This window comes from Microbacterium sp. KKR3/1, assembly GCF_021272365.1.
Taxonomy (GTDB): Bacteria; Actinomycetota; Actinomycetes; order Actinomycetales; family Microbacteriaceae; genus Microbacterium; species Microbacterium aurugineum.
The window spans coordinates 63,151-79,489 of sequence record NZ_JAJSDW010000003.1 but is presented as its reverse complement, the minus strand read 5'-3'; the positions used below and the strand labels follow the sequence as shown (position 1 = coordinate 79,489).

The window sequence follows — 16,339 nt, the reverse complement described above, 5'->3', positions numbered from 1 at the left end:
GAGGGGCTCGACGCCGCTAGACTCACGGGATGAGTACTCCGCTGGACAGCCCCGATCAGGGCGGCGTGGCAACGCTTGATCGCGAACTGGAAGAGCTCCTCCGCGAGGAGAATCTCGAACCGGGCGACCATGAGCGCTTCTCGCATTACGTGAAGAAGGACAAGATCCTCGAGTCTGCGATCACCGGCAAGCCGGTGCGCGCGCTGTGCGGCAAGAAGTGGACGCCGGGTCGTGACCCGGAGAAGTTCCCGATCTGCCCCACGTGCAAGGAGATCTACGAGTCGATGATCGGCTGACCTCAGTCGGCCTCGACGTACACGGTGGGAATCGCCGGGTCGGACTTGCTGAGCGCGAGAGCGCGCACGGGAAGCTCCTCGCGCACCCGCAGGTGGTGCGTCCGCGCGGCCGCCGTTCCCTCCGTCCCCTCGTGTGCGGTGTCGATGTCGCCCGCCTCGACGAACGTCACCTGCAGCGGGCGGCCGTCGGGATGCTCCGCTGGCGTGTCCAGCTCCTCGAAGCCGTCGGAGACCACGACCGTCTCGGCGGTCGCGACGCCGTCGACGAGCGTCCGGAACGCGGCCTTGCGTCCGCCGTACGAGGCCTTGTCCGCGGACGCCTTGGCGACCGCGATCCAGGCCCCCGCCGCGTCCTGCCGTGCCACGAGCTTGTAGACCATGCTCGCGGTCGGGTATCCGGAGCCGGTGACGACCGATGTCCCGACACCGTAGGCGTCGACCGGCGACGCGGCGAGTGCCGCGATCGCATACTCGTCGAGGTCGCTCGTCACGGTGATCCGCGTGGACGTCGCCCCGAGTTCGTCGAGCTGCACCCGCACATCACCGGCGACGATCGGGAGATCGCCCGAATCGATACGCACGCCGCCAAGGTCGGTGCCCGCGACGCGGATCGCGGTCTCGACCCCGTTCCGGATGTCGTACGTGTCGACGAGCAGCGTCGTGCCGATGCCCATGCTGTCGACCTGTGCGCGGAACGCCTCTTCCTCGGTGTCGTGCAGGAGCGTCCAGGAATGAGCGGCGGTGCCCATCGTCGGGATGCCCCAGCTCCGCCCCGCTTCGAGGTTGCTGGTGGCGCTGAACCCTGCGATGTACGCGGCGCGTGCGGCCGCGACCGCGGAACGTTCGGCAGCACGGCGCGAGCCCATCTCCGCCAGCGGACGCTCGCCCGCGGCGATGCTCATCCGCGATGCGGCCGTGGCCACGGCGGAGTCGTGGTTGAGCACGCTCAGAGCGAGTGTCTCCAGCACCACGGCATCCGCGAACGTTCCCTCGACGGTGAGGATGGGGGAGCCGGGGAAGTAGAGCTCGCCCTCGCGATAGCCCCGGATCATGCCCGTGAAGCGGTACTCCTCGAGGTGCTTCAGCGATGTCGCGTCGACCACGTGCTCGTCGCGGAGGAATCGCAACTCGTCGTCACCGAAGCGGAACTCGCGCAGCAGTTCGAGGAATCGTCCGGTGCCTGCGACCACTCCGAATCGGCGGCCGCCGGAGAGTCGGCGGGAGAAGAGCTCGAAGACGCTCGGGCGGAAAGCCGTCCCGTCGCGGAGCGAGGCAGCGAGCATCGTCAGCTCGTAGCGGTCGGTGAGCAGCGCCGTCGACGTGGTCATGCGCTCAGCTTACTGAGCGTGCTGATGCACGAGGAGGCGCGCACGCGGGTAGGCTGGGGAGTCATGAACGACGCGCCCATCGGGATCTTCGACTCCGGTGTCGGCGGGCTCACGGTGGCGCGGGCCATCCGCGCCCAGCTGCCCCGTGAGTCGTTCGTCTATATCGGCGACACGGCCCATTCCCCCTACGGCCCCAAGCCCATCGCCGACGTGCGTCGCTATTCCCTCGAGGTGCTGGACACACTCGTCGAGCAGGGCGTGAAGATGCTCGTGATCGCGTGCAACACCGCGTCGTCGGCCATGCTCCGCGACGCTCGCGAGCGCTACGACATCCCGGTGGTCGAGGTGATCGGCCCCGCCGTCCGCCGCGCCGTCTCCACCACGAGGAACGGGCGCGTCGGCGTGATCGGCACGGTCGGCACCATCGGATCGCGCGCCTACCAGGACATGCTCGAGGTGAACGAGCGGCTGCAGGTGTTCACGGCTGCCTGTCCGCGATTCGTCGAGTTCGTCGAAGCGGGGATCACCGGTACTCCCGAAGTGCTCGCCGTCGCCGAGGAGTACCTCGCCCCGTTGCGCGACGCCGGCGTCGACACCCTGGTTCTCGGCTGCACGCACTATCCATTCCTGCGCGGTGCGATCAGCTACGTGATGGGGGAGGGCGTGACGCTCGTCTCCAGCGACGATGAGACCGCCGGCGACGTCTACCGCCAGCTGGTGCGGGGAGATCTGCTCGCGTCGCCCGATGCCACGGCCACCTATGTCTACGAGGCCACCGGCGTCTCGGCCGATGACTTCACCGCGCTGGCCAATCGCCTGATGGGCCGGGAGGTCCGCGACGTGCAGCTCGTCCAGACCGGCGTGATCACCCTTCCCGAGCACACCTTCGAGTAACACCGTGTCGAGCCATCCCGACTCGACGCATCACCCTGACCCGAGAGAAGCACATGACCGACATCGTCCGCGTCGACGGCCGTTCCACCGATCAGCTGCGTGAGATCACCATCGAGCGTGGTTGGAGCGCACAGGCCGAGGGCTCGGCCCTGATCAGCTTCGGCGGCACGAAGGTGCTGTGCACCGCCTCGTTCACCAACGGCGTCCCGCGCTGGTTGACGGGCAAGGGCAAGGGGTGGGTCACAGCCGAGTACGCCATGCTTCCGCGCGCCACGAACAGTCGCAACGACCGCGAGAGCGTGAAGGGGCGCATCGGCGGACGCACGCACGAGATCTCCCGGCTCATCGGTCGTGCCCTTCGCGCCGTGGTCGACACCAAGGCGCTCGGTGAGAACACGATCGTCATCGACTGCGACGTGCTGCAGGCGGACGGCGGCACGCGCACCGCGGCCATCACCGGCGCGTACGTCGCGCTGGCCGACGCGATCGAGTGGGGGCGCGAGAAGAAGTTCATCGGCAAGAACTCCACGCCGTTGCTCGACTCCGTGGCCGCGGTGTCGGTCGGAATCATCGACGGCGAGCCCATGCTCGATCTGGCATACGTCGAGGACGTGCGCGCCGAGACCGACATGAACGTCGTGGTCACGGGCCGCGGACTGTTCGTCGAGGTCCAGGGCACAGCCGAGGGTGCGCCGTTCGACAAGCGCGAACTGGATGCGCTGCTCGAGCTCGGGGTGTCCGGATGCGACGAGCTGAAGGGCAAGCAGCTCGCCGCGTTGGCGGGGGAGTGACGATGAAGGTCGTCCTCGCGACGCACAATCCGCACAAGGTCGCGGAGTTCCAGCAGATCGTCGCGCAGGCACGACCCGACCTCGAGGTGGTCGGCTACGACGGCCCGGAACCGGTCGAGGACGGCGTGACCTTCGCCGAGAACGCACTGATCAAGGCGCGGGCGGCGGCGACGCACACCGGGCTCCCCGCTCTGGCCGACGACTCCGGCATCTGCGTCGACGTCCTGGGCGGTTCGCCCGGGGTCTTCTCCGCGTACTGGGCGGGTCAGAAGAAGGATGCCGGGGCGAATCTCGCGCTCCTGCTCGATCAGCTGCGCGACATCGCCGACCCGCATCGGACCGCGCACTTCACCTCGACCATCGCCCTGGTGATGCCCGACGGCCGGGAGCAGGTCGTCGAGGGCCGGTGGCCGGGGCGTCTGTCACACGAGGCGTCCGGTGGCGGTGGTTTCGGCTACGACCCGATCTTCATCCCCGACGGTCAGCCGCGCGGCGAGGAGCGTACGGTGGGCGACTTCAGCGCGGAGGAGAAGCAGTCGCAGTCGCATCGTGCGCGTGCGTTCGCGGAGCTGCTGCCGGTGCTCGCTGCACTCTGAAAGCTGAAGGATCGTGACCACTACGGTTGACGTACTTCACGTGTAGTGCTTATCGTGAAGGCATGCGTGAACTGACCTATTACATCGGTGTCTCCCTCGACGGCTTCATCGCGGGCCCCGCGGACGAGGTCGACTTCTATCCCGTCACCCCGGCGTTCGCCGAGTCGCTCGGCACGGAGTTCGCCGACGTGCAGCCGGCCTTCGCCCGCGCGGGGCGCGGAGGGGCAGACGCTCCGGTGACGCAGTTCGACACGGTCCTCATGGGGCGCCGGACCTACGAGCCGGCGTTGCAGGTGGGGGTGACCGACCCCTACGCGCACCTGCGCACCATCGTGTTCAGCAGCACGCTCGCCGATCCCGCGGATCCGAACGTCGAGATCGTGCGCACCGACCCGGTCGAACGCGTGCGGCAGGTGAAGGCCGAGGACGGGCTGGGGATCTACCTCGCCGGAGGCGCTCTGCTCGCCGGAGCGCTGATCGACGAGATCGATCGCCTCATCGTCAAGAAGTATCCGGTGATCGCGGGAGACGGGATTCCGATGGCGAGGTTCGCGTTCGCGCCGAAGTCGTTCGACCTCGAGGAAGCCCGGACCTTCGACAACGGATGCGTCGTGCTCACCTACGTGCGCACCCGTCGGTGAACTGCTGGTGACGCTGAGAATCGTTACCCTTCCCGACTAGGGCGAACACGCCTTCCGGCCGTGACTCCCGGTCTAGCCTGGGGGCATGCACGATCACGCACCCGCCGCCGGCGGCATCCGTTCGGCCAACAGTCGACGCCTTCTGGCGATCTCGCTGACGCTCACGGCGACCGTGATGGTCGTGCAGGTCGTCGGTGCGATCCTGACCGGTTCGCTCGCCTTGCTCGCCGACGCCGCGCACATGTTCACGGACGCCTCCGCGCTCGTGATCGCGCTCATCGCCGCGACCGTGGCCGCGCGACCGGCCGATGATCGACGGACCTTCGGGTATCAACGCGCCGAGGTGTTCGGCGCGTTGATCAATGCCGTGATCCTGATCGCCCTGGCCACCTGGGTGGCGATCGAGGGCATCGGCCGCCTGCTGAACCCCGGCGACGTCGAGGTCGCCGGCGGGCTCATGCTCGTGGTCGCCGTCGTGGGCCTGCTGGCGAATGCCGTCTCGATGTGGTTGCTCAGCCGTGCGCAGCGCACGAGCATCAATGTGCGTGGTGCTTATCTCGAGGTGATGGGCGACCTGATCGGGTCCGCCGCGGTCATCGTCGCCGCGATCGTGATCCTCCTGACGGGATGGATGCCGGCCGATGCGATCGCCTCCCTGTTCATCGCGGCGATGATCATCCCGCGAGCGATCGCGCTGCTGCGCGAGGTGTTCTCGGTCCTCGCCGAGTCGGCGCCCAAGGGGACCGCCGTCAGTGACATCCGCACCCACCTTCTGGGGTACGACGGTGTGGTCGGCGTGCACGATGTGCATGTGTGGCAGCTCACGCGGGGCGCGCCGGTGTTCACGGCGCATGTCACCGTCGAGCCGCAGATGTTCGCCGACGGGAGGTCGACGCAGCTCCTCTCCGACATGCAGGCGTGCTTGGCCGATCACTTCGATGTCGAGCATTCCACGTTCCAGATCGAGCCGGCTGAGAAGTCGGACTGCGCGCCTCACCACGCCTGAACGCTCCGGTGCGGGGGAGTGGTCAGCGCTCCACGACGATGTCGTCCGGCTCCTTGTCGGGCCGCAACCCTCGCCATCGTGCGTGTCGGAGCACCCCATCGGGGGTCCAATTGGCGAACTCGACTTCGCCCACGAGCTCGGGATGCACCCAGAGCGCGTCGGACGCGTCGGGCGCGGGCACGCCGTCGAGGGGCGCTGTCTCCCTGCGCAGTGGGTCGAGGCGTGCGAGCAGATCGCGGAGGATGCGGTCGGTGAATCCGGTTCCCACCCTCCCGACGTAGCGCAACGGCGCTGATCCGCCTCGGACGCCGGATCGGTCGGGCACCGCGAGCAGGAGCGAGCCGAGTGTGCCCTCCCGATCGCCTTTGCCCGGCCGGATCCCGACGATCACGGCCTCCTGCATGCGCGTGTGCTTGAGCTTCAGCCAGGACGGGCTGCGCTGCCCCGGGCGGTAACGCGACTGCGGGTCCTTCACCACGACGCCTTCGAGACCGAACTCCCTGCTGGCAGCGAGGGCCGCGTCGACGTCGTCGAAGACCGGAGGGATCTGTATCGGGGCGTCGAGACCCGCGACGACGTCTTCGAGCAGGATGCGGCGCTCGCGCAGCGGCATGCCCGTGAGATCGTGCCCGTCGAGGCGCAGCAGGTCGAAGAGCATGTACACGATCGGCGTGCGGACCACCTCCCGCTCGATCTCGCGCGGACGGGTCAGATGCATGCGGTTCTGCAGCAGGGAGAAGCTCGGGCGTCCCTGGCCGTCGAACGCCACGATCTCCCCGTCCGCGATCGCGTCGGCGACGGGCAGGAAAGGGGCGCCGTCGGCGGTGAGTTCCGGATAGCGGGTCGTGATGTCGGTGCCGCGCCGCGCGTGCAGAAGCATCCGTCCGTCGGCCCAGGTGCCCAGGGCTCGGATGCCGTCCCATTTCACCTCGACCCAGGACGGATCGCTCAGCGCCCGCGCGACCCCGGCGGTGCCGGTCTCGGCGAGCATCGGCGCGAGGGGCGCGGCCGTGGCGCCCCGTGAAGGGGCCGAAGCGCCCCGCGGGTGGCGGGGTCGGTGAGCCGGGGCAGGTGCTGGTGCCGACGAGGCCTCCTGCGGGCGGAGCCCGGCGAGGGGATCGATTCCCGCGGCTGCGCGGGCGAGCACCTCGTCGAGGTCGAGCTGGGCCAGATCCGGGTCATCGAGTTCGTCCCAGGTGCGCGGAGCCGCGACCCACGGCTGTGTCCGCCCCCGGAGCGAGTACGGCGAGATGGTCGTCTTCTTGCCGTTGTTCTGGCTCCAGTCCAGGAACACCTTTCCGCCTCGCTCGGCCTTCGACATGACGCTCGTGGCCAGATCGGGATGGTCGTTCTCGATCAGGCGGGCGAGTTCCTTCACGACCGCCGAGATCTCGTCGCTCGTCTGCTCCCCGGGGAGGGCCGCATACAGGTGCAGACCCTTGCTCCCGCTCGTGACAGGGAGCGGATCGAGCCCCATGTCCGTCAGGATGACGCGTGCGAAGCGCGCGACTTCGGCGCACTGTGCGAGTCCGACACCGGGGCCCGGGTCCAGGTCGAGAACGAGGCGATCGGGGCGACCCGGGGTCCCGTCCGGAGCGAAGCGCCATTGCGGCACGTGCAGTTCGATCGCGGCGACCTGAGCGAGCCACACCAGCGTCGGCACGTCCTCGACGAGGGGGTACTCCTTCGGGCCGTCCGAATGCTGGATCGCCTGCCGCGGGATCCAGGCCGGTGCCCCCGGTTCGAGCTGCTTCGTGAAGAACGCATCCGCGGGAGCGTCCCTCGTTCCGACGCCTTCGACCCAGCGCTTGCGCGTGACCGGGCGTCCGTCGAGGAGGGGCAGGATGAGCGGGGCGATCGCGCTGTAGTAGGCGATGACCTCGCCCTTGGTCGTGCCGGTGTCCGGGTAGACGACCTTGTCGAGATTCGTGACGCGCAGACGGCGACCGTCCACCTGCACGATCTGCCCTGGTCCGACCATGCAGCCAGCGTAGTCAAGGGACTGGTCGCGACGGCTTCGACTGGTGTTCACTGGTGTCATGAGGACGATCTGGAAGGGCGCGCTGACATTCGGGCTCGTGAACGTGCCGGTGAAGGTGTACTCCGCCACGGAGGATCACGATGTGCCGCTGCATCAGGTGCATGAGAAGGACGGCGGCCGCATCCGGTACCAGCGCACCTGCGAGGTGTGCGGCGAGACGGTGGCCTATGCCGACATCGATCGTGCGTACGTCGACGACGGGCAGACGGTGGTGCTCACCAAGGATGACTTGGCCGCGCTGCCGGCCGAGAAGAGCCGGGAGATCGACGTCGTCGAGTTCGTGCCGTCCGACCAGGTCGATCTGCTCACCCTCGACAAGCCGTACTACCTCGAGCCGGACTCGAAGTCCCCGAAGGCGTACGTGCTGCTGCGCAAGACCCTGGAGCAGACGGATCGCACCGCGATCGTGCGCTTCACTCTGCGGCAGAAGACCAGGCTGGCCGCGCTGCGGGTCCGGGGGAAGGTGCTCGTGCTGCAGACCCTGTTGTGGGCCGATGAGGTGCGCGAAGCGGAGTTCCCTGCACTGGACGAGGACGTGCGGATCTCGAAGAAGGAGCTCGAGCTCTCCGCCTCACTCGTCGACAGCTATTCGGCCGACTTCGATCCCGAGGACTTCGTCGACGAGTACCAGAAGGAGCTCCGCACCCTCATCGACGCGAAGATCGAGGCGGGGGACACGTTCGACGTCGCCGAGACGTTCGGGGAGGCCGAGAAGGCTGCGGAGGGTGGCGAAGTCATCGACCTCATGGAGGCACTCCGCGCCAGCGTCGCGCGCACCAAAGAGGAGCGCGCGAAGAACGCAGGCTGACGTCGTCCGCCGAGAGCTCGGCGCACGAGGTCAGGATCAGTGCTTGCCGTCGCCGTCCAGGTCGGGGGCGCGGTCGAACACGTCGGCATCCAGGACGAGCTCCTGTGCCTCCTCGGCATCGGTCACGACGTCTTCGCCTGCCGCCGCGGCCTTCTTCGCCTTGTGGCGCTCCGAGAAGTAGTGCCACAGGGTGACGAGGGCGGTGCCGCCGACGGCGATCAGCAGGATCACGTCGATGTACTGAACCACGAGTTCGCGCACCCACGGGATGTAGGCGATGAGGTACCCGACCATCGTGAGCCCGAAGCCCCAGATCATGGCGCCGATGAAGTTGTAGAGCGAGTAGCGGCGCCACGGCATGTGTCCCACACCGGCTGCGACGGGGGCGAAGGTGCGAACGATGGGGACGAAACGGGCGAGGATGACCGTGAGACCGCCGAAGCGCTCGAAGAACGCGTTCGTGCGCTCGACGTTCTTCTTGCTGAAGAGGCCCGACTCCTTGCGCTCGAACACCGCCGGTCCGCCCTTGTGACCGATCAGATAGCCGACCTCGCCGCCGATGAAGGCCGACAGCGCGATCAGGAGCGAGACGACCCAGATGTTCACGCCGAACACATTGCTGGTGTGCGTCAAGAGCCCGGCGATGATGAGCAGGGTGTCGCCGGGGAGGAGGAATCCGACCAGGAGACCGGTCTCGGCGAAGACGATGAAGCACACCACCAGAAGCGCCCAGGGGCCCGCCGCGCCGATGATCGTCTGGGGGTCGAGCCAGGGGATGAGGGCGGTGGGAGCGTGCAACATGGATTCGAGCACTGGCGGGATTCCCGTCGGTCGTGAGTGGTCGGCGTCAGAGCGGAGCGACGTCAGGGTGGTCTCGCGACGGCACCATCGTCTCTCGTGCGGAAGGTGGGACTTGAACCCACACGCCCTGGGGCACAGGAACCTAAATCCTGCGTGTCTGCCAATTCCACCACTCCCGCGCGGTGGAATCAGTCTACTGACCGGCGAAACCCCCTGTCTGAGCATCAGCCCGCAGTTCATCGCACCCCGGAGCGGCCGGGGGCCGGCGTGCCTGTGGATAACTCCGACGCGAGGGAACCGATCGTTGCGAGGATGCCGGGGTGAGTCATCCGTGTGCCCTGGTCACCGAGCAGGTCCGGCGTCGCCTGCGCACGGAAGGGGTGGATCCCACGATCGATCCCGACGCCGCGCGGCGCATCGCGCACGCGGAGGTGCGTCGTCACGATGACGCTGCTCTCGCACGCGGCGGCGGCCTCATCGAAGACGAAGCCGCCTGCGTCCGTGACGTGCTGGCGTCGCTCAGCGGGTTCGGAGCGCTGCAGCCTCTGCTGGACGATCCCGAGATCGAGGAGATCTGGCTCAACGGCACCGGACACGTGCATGTCGCCCGTGAAGGCGTGGCGGAGCGGACCGGACTGCGTCTCAGTGACACGACGGTGCGCGACCTCGTCGAGCGGATGCTGCAGGCCACCGGTCGGCGGGTCGACATCAGTCAGCCCTTCGTCGACGCTTCGCTTCCCGACGGCTCTCGTCTGCACGTCGCGATCGCCGATACTGGTGCACTTGCCTATTCGCGAGTGCACTATTGCCGACATCCCCGACAGTTGGCCCGGCGTCAACGTCGAGCGTCTCGGTCGGCCTGAGTCGCAGCTAGCACTGCGGGCTCGCTCAACATGGATCCGGCGCTCTTCGGGGACCTTGAAGGGCCTAAATGAGGCGCCAGACCGCCGCAGTCCATTCCTTCGCTCCGACGGTAGCCTCGCCTAGTAGTTGGAAGTTGATTCCGGTTGGGATCCGCCGACGGCCGTTCGGCCCAATAGGGAGCTTCTCTCGAACACTGTCAGCACCGAGGAGGCGCCCGTTCTCGTCCACTGGGGCAAGGTAGCTTTGGCCAGACTTTGAGCCGGTCGAGTTCAGCACCAGTGGAGTGGCGTACGTCCGCCCGATGGCACGTTTCTGAGACTCGATGGCAATTTGTTCGAGCAAACTGACTACCTCCGTTCGCGGCCCACAAAGGACGAACTGGCAATCTGTGCCAGGCTCGGCCATTGCGACTAGCTTCAGGCGGTACAGGTCAGTCACGATGTTCTTCCAGGTGCAGTGGCCTGAGGATGTCCACTTCACCTCTATGGCGAGGGAGCGACCGTGCCTGCCCGCCGAGGGGGTCACAAAGAAGTCGAGTTCTCGAGAACGTCCTCGCTTCTTCTTAGCGGAGTATCGATCCTGAAGATCTGGATGCGCATAGCTTGGCCTCACCCAGAAGTCCTGAATGCTCAGATTCGATACGACGATCTCGTTCATGACGCCGTGGATGTAGAGCTCGTTGAACATGCCGTATCGCATGCAAGCCTGGTCGAAGGTCAACTTAGCGGGGAGGGCCTGAGCGATGAGCCGCCCCACGTCCTTCTTGATTGAGACTTCGATGCTCTGCGTCATGGCACAACCATAACGGGGCAATGTCAGGCGACGACCGGCTCCAGTAGCGACGGGTTGTCCACTTTCGAACCGCGCGTGGTGGGAAGCCATGAGGTTCCAATCGGGCGGAAGCTAAGCCGCGCCGCGACGTCTGCTGACACCTCTTGTGCATAGTCGAGTAGCTCACGGCTGCCTGGAGTGCGCGGGTCCAGCCAATCCGCCAAGAGTTGCTTGCTTAGTCGTCGCGGAACGGATGCTCTTTCCATCCCTCGTTCGAGGGCAGCAAGGGTTCCGCGCCATCCCATTGCTCTTTCGTGTACTGAGCGAACCTCGACCGCCGCACCATGCTATGAGGCTCGCAGGCCATCAACTCACATAGGGGAGACACGCCCTAGCTGGCGGTGAGGAACTACTGGGCGATACGGGCCGGCAGTAGTATCCAGTCTGGGAGGAGCTACGAGCGACATGACGCGCTACTCAGACCTGCGTGCGTATTGCAGGCGTTTTGATCGAGACGCATCACTACGGACGCTCAGCGTTGTGTCACGGGGATGGGATGGGCAGCCAACCGACGAATCAGGCCGTATTAAACCCTTCCTTCCATGGGACATAGCGGGAGTTGCCGCGACGTTCCTGAGCTGGGGAACGAGGGGAGGCCCCACTCCGACCCCGCATGACATCGCACGCATGTGTTGGGCGTTCCAGAATCTCGAGCACGCCGACTCTGGCGATGGTGGAGCGGCTTTCACGATGGTTCTCCGCCTGATCTACTCGCAGGCTCTCTTCCAGACGCCGGATGCAGGGATGCACTGGGCGCGTGCGGTCGCACTGTTCAGGGACACGACGTTCCAAGACGACTACATTCCCGAGGTTATGAGAGCCGGCTGGCAGGATGACCTGCTCGGATGTTCCGTAGACCAGTGGGTTTCGGTTGGGTTCGCACTTCACTCGGCGCTCTTGAACGGCAGTGTCTATCCGTTCAAGTGGACGTCCGAGCTGACTCGAGCCCTCGATGCTCTCGGAGGTACCGAGGGATTCGATCGCATAGTGCGGCGAGGATTCACGACGACCGTGGCGGAGTCGCGAGAAATGCGAAGGGCTCAACTCCGGCGGTTTGACGGTACCGCATCCGAACGGCTTGTACGCGAGCCTTTTTCGTTCAACCCGCTATTTGCCTCACCCCTTATCTCCGACGTGGCCAACCATTTTGTCGCGCCGTGCTTCCCGGCCATCGAGGTGCGGGCATCGGCACTCGGGATCCTTCACGAGGGTTCGAACAGATGGGGCGAAGCTTTCAGACGAGACGCAGGACATCTTTTCGAGCAGTACGTTGGCCGCCAGCTTCGGCAAATTCGAGGGGCGGAAGTTTTACCCGAACAAGAAATTGGTCCGAAGAAGGCTCGAGGAAAAAGCATCGACTGGTTCGTGGTGATGCCGGAGGCTGTCTTGCTGATTGAATGCAAGGGCATGGCACCCGACCGTGCCCTCCAGGAAGGCCTCGGTTCCGTCGAGCAGGCTCACAGACGGCTGGACAAACCGATCGTGCAGATAAATAAGACGGCGAAGGCATTGGCGAGCGGAGATGTCGGTCTCTCCGCTGTACCTCGCGATCGGCCACTCGTGGCTCTTGTCGTCACGTTCGGCAACTTCGCCGTTGCGAACGCTCCAAATGTGCGGGAAAGCCTCACGGTCGCTGAGGTGCCGACGGCGTTCGTCGGAGTGGATTTTCTAGAGGCCCTGGTCACAACCGATCCAGTTGAGATGAGCCGGTACTTCGCGCAGGCCACAGCTCCCGAAGGTCGTCCTGGTGTCCTCCCAATGGAAGATCTTGATCTGATTGGTGGCTCAAATGAGCTGCTCGATGACGCGTTCGACTCTTTACCAATACTGTCGCTCAGCCCGGTAGCTAGATAGTCGCGACCCGTCGGTGCGGCTAGTTTGAGCACTGACGCTTTCGTGCGCGACCTGACCGGAACCCAAGCACGCTCGCCTAGAGTCACCATTCTCTGATTGCATGGTTGCGTGATGAGTTCTACGATGGCCAGTTCTGATGGCGAGCCGCCTGCCATCGAATGGCGCAAGCTCAACGACTATGACGACGCCTGGTTCTTCAACGGTCAACGACGTTACGACGACCGGTCCGGATCTATCGTTATCTCCCGACGAGACTTGGAACACTGTAGCGTCTCGGACTTCCGGCGTCAGATGCTGAGAGCTAATCGACATCTCTTGATGCCTGAGCGCGTCATGATTGCAGACGGCGGGCTAGAAGATTTCGATTCCGAACTTGTCGGGATCGAACCGGTGTGGTTCGAAGTGCGACCGGATGGGGAGGTCGCCGTCCGCGTGCACTTCGAACCGCCCCACGACTACGACCTAGACGACCTCGCCTCAGACGTTTCGACTTCGGTCGGTCCGTTCTTGACGCGATCCCGAGCTCACATAATCGAGGAAGCACAGCAGCACTACGGCGACGTCGACACGTTGCTGATCGGCGCATCGACTCGAGGACGCTCTTTACAGGATCTGTTTGCGGTCGGTGAAGGCGTTAGTCTGCTCGGCCAAGCTCTCCTCGAGGGGCGCCCAGGCCGGACGTCCGTGGGCGATCTTGTACTCGCCGGGCGCGCCGACCTGCTCGTTGGCTTTCACGAGAACGAGTGGTTTGATGCCAAGAGCGACCACTACGTCTACGACAGCAGTCCGGCCGGCAAGATCAAACTCGCGCGCGCGATCGCACAGTTCTGTAACGGGGAGTTTGGCGGCACGATCGTTATCGGTCTCAGAACCCGAAAGGCTGCCGCCCGCGATAGCGACGAGGTCGTCAAGCTCACACCCGTACCCCTAGACCGCGCGATAATCAAGCGCTATCGCGAGGCGGTCCAACTCCATCTGTTCCCGTTCCCTGAGGAACTTCGCATCGAAACGGTGGAAACTTTTCCAGGAAGCGGCCAGGGCTACGTCGTCGTCACCTTGCCCCCTCAACCCGAGGAACTCAAACCGTACCTCGTTCACGGGGCCATCGTTGAGGGAAGTGCCGTGGGGAGCTTCTTCTCAATTGTTCGTCGAAGCGGCGAGGACGGGCTCCCCATTCACGCCTCGCAAGTGCACAGCATGCTCGTCACCGGACGGGCGTTCCTGCGCCACGGATTGGGCGAAGCGGTCGCGTCCGATACTAAGACACCGCGCTGATGCAGGCGTTAGGCGAGCAGATATCGCCTCACGGCTTGCGGCACCGAAGTCCTGATCGCCCGCATCGGCGCGCTCAGCGGGTTCCGTTGCTGTGCCAGACGGCTCTTCGCTCAACAAGTCAGCAAGCCCGATGTCGGTGCCCGCTACCGCGGAGCCTCGCTCGTGATGCGGCTCGGCAGAGTGCCGAGGCCTTCGAGGGTGACGGACGTCCTGTCGCCTGCCGTGAGTCAGCGCTGCTGATCCTGCTCGAAGACGACCCCGGCAGCGGTGCCTGTCGCGATGATGTCGCCCGGTTCGAGGGTCATCACGGAGCTGATGAACTCGATGGTGTCCGCGACGGAGAAGATCATGCTGCGGGTGCTGTCGCGCTGGCGTTCTTCGCCGTTGAGGTCCGTGGTCAAGGTCAGAGCTTGGTGGTCGGGAACCAGCGCCGCTTCGAGGCAAACGCTGCGCCGCTCACCGATGGAGCGGTTGGCGAAGCATCGTGCGAGTACCCAGTGGGCGCACTAAAGGAGCGCTGCCGCGGGCACAACTGGCGCCCGCTAGATCACGCTTCGACAGCGCGCGCTTGCTCGAAGCCGGGGTGCTCATCGATGCCGGTTAACCCCCACGGCACAGCGGTAACGACCTCATGTTTGAAACGGGAGGGGGAGTAGATTCGGAATCCCTGGGTCGCGTCGTCGGGGACCGCCCGAGCTTCTCGGCCAGCACCAGTCCCGGCGCGCAGCGCGGCGAGATGCTGTGCAGAGTCCAGGACGCGAACGCCCGGGTGGTAATAGCGCACGTCACTGACTTGGACTACCTCGCCGCATATGTTGGCTGTCCATCCAGAGGTCGTTGCTGCCAGCGCGACCGGGCCATCGAGGAGCCGCTCGATGCCCTCATCGATCTCGCCACTGAACACGAAGTTTGCACCGTCCATGTCGGGAGCGAGAACGCACTCACCTTCAAGGATTAGCCGAACGACCCGGACCATCACGCGTTCGGGGCCTCCCATGTCATTCGGGAAGGCGAATTGCGTGCCGGTGAGGTGCTCGATCGCGGCGAGGTCGTTCGCAAGTTCAGCCGCCTCCCGTGCGACGCCCGTCTCGGTTTGGGGCTCAACGGTCAGCGATTCCTTGCGCCCGTCTACTTCCAGCACGACCTGCGCTCCTTCGTAAACAGCATCGAGTAGGCGAACCGAGCGATCGACATCGATACCGGAATGTCCCACCGGTGAGAACGTCATCTCACTCGAGGCGCCGATGCGGCGATCTTCCGCGAACCTCCATGTGATCGTGAGGCCGCCACCGAAGACAGTCTGAACTTGCGCACCCTCGGTGCCGCGGGTCATCCAGGTCGCAATTCCTCGGAGCACTCGTGGCGGACCGGAAGACGCGGTCACGCGGAGAGTCGCGGGCAGTTCAACCTTGTTGGCCGGCGTGGGATGGAGCTCTAGAGTGCCGGCGCCGAACCGCTCCGCGAACCAGTCTGGCCCAATTCTCTCGAATCTCTCGACTACCCCAGGTGGAAGCGTGAGCTGCTCGATGACGCCGTAGCGCATGGCTGTGTCGAACTCTGCACGTAACCCTGGCTGGTCGGCGAAGTTCAAACCGAAGGTGATACTGAGTGGCTCGCGCACGTGCGCATCCGGGTGCTTCGCGAACACCGTCTGGGTGATTGACTCGCCCCGAGCGGCGATGTCGATTCCCCAATGCGGACTGAGCGTGTCCGCGCGCGCAGCGAGTCGCGCCACTTCGGCGGCGACGTTCCCGAGATTCAACAGCGCCGCTTGTTCGCGACCGACAAGAGCGAGCGCCCTCCGTTCGGCGCTTCTCTCGGAGAGCGAGATCGCTTCAGGGTCGGACGCCTGGAAGTCGTCGAGCTCCGTTCGACCCACAAACGCTGGGCGGATGCCGGTCCCATTGAGCAGTAGGGTGATCCACTTGCGTTCGTTGATTGTGAAGTTCCGCGGAATTACCAAGGCCCATACTGGCGGGTGCAGTTTGGCTGCTTGATCGAATGACTTACGAATCTGCTTCTTGCGCGTCCCGAAGCCCCCGGAGAAGCCTTCCGGGAAGAACTTCAACTGGTAGATCTTCACGAGCTTGCCTGTTGCGGTCTCGTGCACATCGATGTCAATGCCGCCATCGCCGCCACGACCGTCAATCGCCTGAACGGTGTACTCAGGATGGTTGCGCGCGTACCAACGCCTGACGAGTAGTTCGACGGTTCGGTCGAAGTCCGGCTGCGTCAGTGTCTCCCAGGCGAGCATTTAGTTCCTCTTCGCGTTTCGTCTCCGCGACGAGCGTATATGCGCGAAGCGACATGTCG

At 65.3% G+C, this 16,339-nt stretch carries 16 protein-coding genes and 1 tRNA gene; 10 read left to right on the top strand and 7 right to left on the bottom strand.

Annotation, left to right across the window (positions count from 1 at the left end):
• The first annotated feature begins 29 nt into the window (after nt 1-29).
• Nucleotides 30-296: a DUF3039 domain-containing protein gene (locus LVJ59_RS15260; RefSeq protein WP_026049764.1), complete on the top strand. Its 267-nt coding sequence runs from the start codon at nt 30-32 to the stop codon at nt 294-296.
• A gap of 2 nt (nt 297-298) precedes the next feature.
• On the opposite strand, the gene LVJ59_RS15255 is transcribed toward LVJ59_RS15260, so the two are convergent.
• Nucleotides 299-1,624: a nicotinate phosphoribosyltransferase gene (locus tag LVJ59_RS15255; RefSeq protein ID WP_232763674.1), complete on the bottom strand. Its 1,326-nt coding sequence runs from the start codon at nt 1,622-1,624 to the stop codon at nt 299-301.
• A gap of 63 nt (nt 1,625-1,687) precedes the next feature.
• Between LVJ59_RS15255 and murI the strand changes: the two genes are divergently transcribed.
• The 5 genes from murI to LVJ59_RS15230 all read left to right on the top strand — a co-directional run bounded on the left by murI (nt 1,688) and on the right by LVJ59_RS15230 (nt 5,552).
• Nucleotides 1,688-2,518, top strand: coding sequence for a glutamate racemase (gene murI / locus LVJ59_RS15250; protein WP_131492660.1), 831 nt, complete (start codon nt 1,688-1,690; stop codon nt 2,516-2,518).
• A 53-nt stretch (nt 2,519-2,571) separates the two neighbouring features.
• Nucleotides 2,572-3,309, top strand: coding sequence for a ribonuclease PH (rph, locus tag LVJ59_RS15245; protein ID WP_131492658.1), 738 nt, complete (start codon nt 2,572-2,574; stop codon nt 3,307-3,309).
• Between the two features lie 2 nt (nt 3,310-3,311).
• Entirely contained in the window at nt 3,312-3,905 is a 594-nt protein-coding gene (gene rdgB / locus LVJ59_RS15240) for an RdgB/HAM1 family non-canonical purine NTP pyrophosphatase (protein WP_232763673.1), read from the top strand.
• 62 nt (nt 3,906-3,967) lie between these two features.
• A complete protein-coding gene (locus LVJ59_RS15235) occupies nt 3,968-4,546 on the top strand; it encodes a dihydrofolate reductase family protein (RefSeq protein WP_232763672.1) in 579 nt (192 codons plus the stop codon).
• A gap of 85 nt (nt 4,547-4,631) precedes the next feature.
• Nucleotides 4,632-5,552, top strand: a complete 921-nt coding sequence (locus LVJ59_RS15230) for a cation diffusion facilitator family transporter (RefSeq protein WP_232763671.1) — start codon at nt 4,632-4,634, stop codon at nt 5,550-5,552.
• A gap of 22 nt (nt 5,553-5,574) precedes the next feature.
• Here LVJ59_RS15230 and ligD read toward each other — a convergent pair whose 3' ends face one another.
• On the bottom strand, nt 5,575-7,533 hold the full coding sequence (ligD, locus tag LVJ59_RS15225; protein WP_232763670.1) for a non-homologous end-joining DNA ligase: 1,959 nt from the start codon (nt 7,531-7,533) through the stop codon (nt 5,575-5,577).
• A gap of 58 nt (nt 7,534-7,591) precedes the next feature.
• On the opposite strand from ligD, the gene LVJ59_RS15220 reads away from it, so the two are divergent.
• The gene (locus tag LVJ59_RS15220) at nt 7,592-8,401 is read left to right on the top strand and encodes a Ku protein (protein ID WP_047524296.1); all 810 of its coding nucleotides are present in this window, start codon (nt 7,592-7,594) and stop codon (nt 8,399-8,401) included.
• 36 nt (nt 8,402-8,437) lie between these two features.
• Here the strand turns inward: LVJ59_RS15220 and LVJ59_RS15215 are convergent, their stop codons facing one another.
• Entirely contained in the window at nt 8,438-9,202 is a 765-nt protein-coding gene (locus LVJ59_RS15215) for a DedA family protein (protein WP_131492725.1), read from the bottom strand.
• Between the two features lie 97 nt (nt 9,203-9,299).
• Nucleotides 9,300-9,381, bottom strand: a tRNA-Leu gene (locus LVJ59_RS15210).
• Nucleotides 9,382-9,522: 141 nt separating this feature from the next.
• On the opposite strand from LVJ59_RS15210, the gene LVJ59_RS15205 reads away from it, so the two are divergent.
• On the top strand, nt 9,523-10,065 hold the full coding sequence (locus tag LVJ59_RS15205; protein ID WP_232763669.1) for a hypothetical protein: 543 nt from the start codon (nt 9,523-9,525) through the stop codon (nt 10,063-10,065).
• A gap of 64 nt (nt 10,066-10,129) precedes the next feature.
• Here the strand turns inward: LVJ59_RS15205 and LVJ59_RS15200 are convergent, their stop codons facing one another.
• Complete coding sequence (locus LVJ59_RS15200; protein WP_232763668.1) at nt 10,130-10,858, bottom strand: hypothetical protein; 729 nt, start codon at nt 10,856-10,858, stop codon at nt 10,130-10,132.
• Between the two features lie 729 nt (nt 10,859-11,587).
• Here LVJ59_RS15200 and LVJ59_RS15195 point away from each other — a divergent pair.
• Nucleotides 11,588-12,751 (top strand): nuclease-related domain-containing protein, encoded by a 1,164-nt coding sequence (locus tag LVJ59_RS15195; RefSeq protein WP_232763667.1) that lies wholly within the window; start codon nt 11,588-11,590, stop codon nt 12,749-12,751.
• Between the two features lie 123 nt (nt 12,752-12,874).
• The gene (locus LVJ59_RS15190; protein ID WP_232763666.1) at nt 12,875-14,026 is read left to right on the top strand and encodes an ATP-binding protein; all 1,152 of its coding nucleotides are present in this window, start codon (nt 12,875-12,877) and stop codon (nt 14,024-14,026) included.
• Between the two features lie 227 nt (nt 14,027-14,253).
• Here LVJ59_RS15190 and LVJ59_RS15185 read toward each other — a convergent pair whose 3' ends face one another.
• Both LVJ59_RS15185 and LVJ59_RS15180 read right to left on the bottom strand, forming a co-directional pair.
• Entirely contained in the window at nt 14,254-14,490 is a 237-nt protein-coding gene (locus LVJ59_RS15185) for a fumarylacetoacetate hydrolase family protein (RefSeq protein WP_374199090.1), read from the bottom strand.
• An 83-nt stretch (nt 14,491-14,573) separates the two neighbouring features.
• Nucleotides 14,574-16,280 (bottom strand): hypothetical protein, encoded by a 1,707-nt coding sequence (locus LVJ59_RS15180; protein WP_232763664.1) that lies wholly within the window; start codon nt 16,278-16,280, stop codon nt 14,574-14,576.
• Nucleotides 16,281-16,339: the final 59 nt, after the last annotated feature.

Excerpts from the sequence above, each read along its gene's own strand:
- murI (WP_131492660.1), top strand. The coding sequence starts at position 1,688 with ATGAACGACGCGCCCATCGGGATCTTCGACTCCGGTGTCGGCGGGCTC.
- rph (WP_131492658.1), top strand. The coding sequence starts at position 2,572 with ATGACCGACATCGTCCGCGTCGACGGCCGTTCCACCGATCAGCTGCGT.
- LVJ59_RS15235 (WP_232763672.1), top strand. The coding sequence starts at position 3,968 with ATGCGTGAACTGACCTATTACATCGGTGTCTCCCTCGACGGCTTCATC.
- LVJ59_RS15190 (WP_232763666.1), top strand. The coding sequence starts at position 12,875 with ATGGCCAGTTCTGATGGCGAGCCGCCTGCCATCGAATGGCGCAAGCTC.
- LVJ59_RS15220 (WP_047524296.1), top strand. The coding sequence starts at position 7,592 with ATGAGGACGATCTGGAAGGGCGCGCTGACATTCGGGCTCGTGAACGTG.
- LVJ59_RS15200 (WP_232763668.1), bottom strand. The coding sequence starts at position 10,858 with ATGACGCAGAGCATCGAAGTCTCAATCAAGAAGGACGTGGGGCGGCTC.
- LVJ59_RS15260 (WP_026049764.1), top strand. The coding sequence starts at position 30 with ATGAGTACTCCGCTGGACAGCCCCGATCAGGGCGGCGTGGCAACGCTT.
- LVJ59_RS15215 (WP_131492725.1), bottom strand. The coding sequence starts at position 9,202 with ATGTTGCACGCTCCCACCGCCCTCATCCCCTGGCTCGACCCCCAGACG.
- ligD (WP_232763670.1), bottom strand. The coding sequence starts at position 7,533 with ATGGTCGGACCAGGGCAGATCGTGCAGGTGGACGGTCGCCGTCTGCGC.
- LVJ59_RS15230 (WP_232763671.1), top strand. The coding sequence starts at position 4,632 with ATGCACGATCACGCACCCGCCGCCGGCGGCATCCGTTCGGCCAACAGT.
- LVJ59_RS15195 (WP_232763667.1), top strand. The coding sequence starts at position 11,588 with ATGGTTCTCCGCCTGATCTACTCGCAGGCTCTCTTCCAGACGCCGGAT.
- LVJ59_RS15180 (WP_232763664.1), bottom strand. The coding sequence starts at position 16,280 with ATGCTCGCCTGGGAGACACTGACGCAGCCGGACTTCGACCGAACCGTC.
- LVJ59_RS15255 (WP_232763674.1), bottom strand. The coding sequence starts at position 1,624 with ATGACCACGTCGACGGCGCTGCTCACCGACCGCTACGAGCTGACGATG.
- rdgB (WP_232763673.1), top strand. The coding sequence starts at position 3,312 with ATGAAGGTCGTCCTCGCGACGCACAATCCGCACAAGGTCGCGGAGTTC.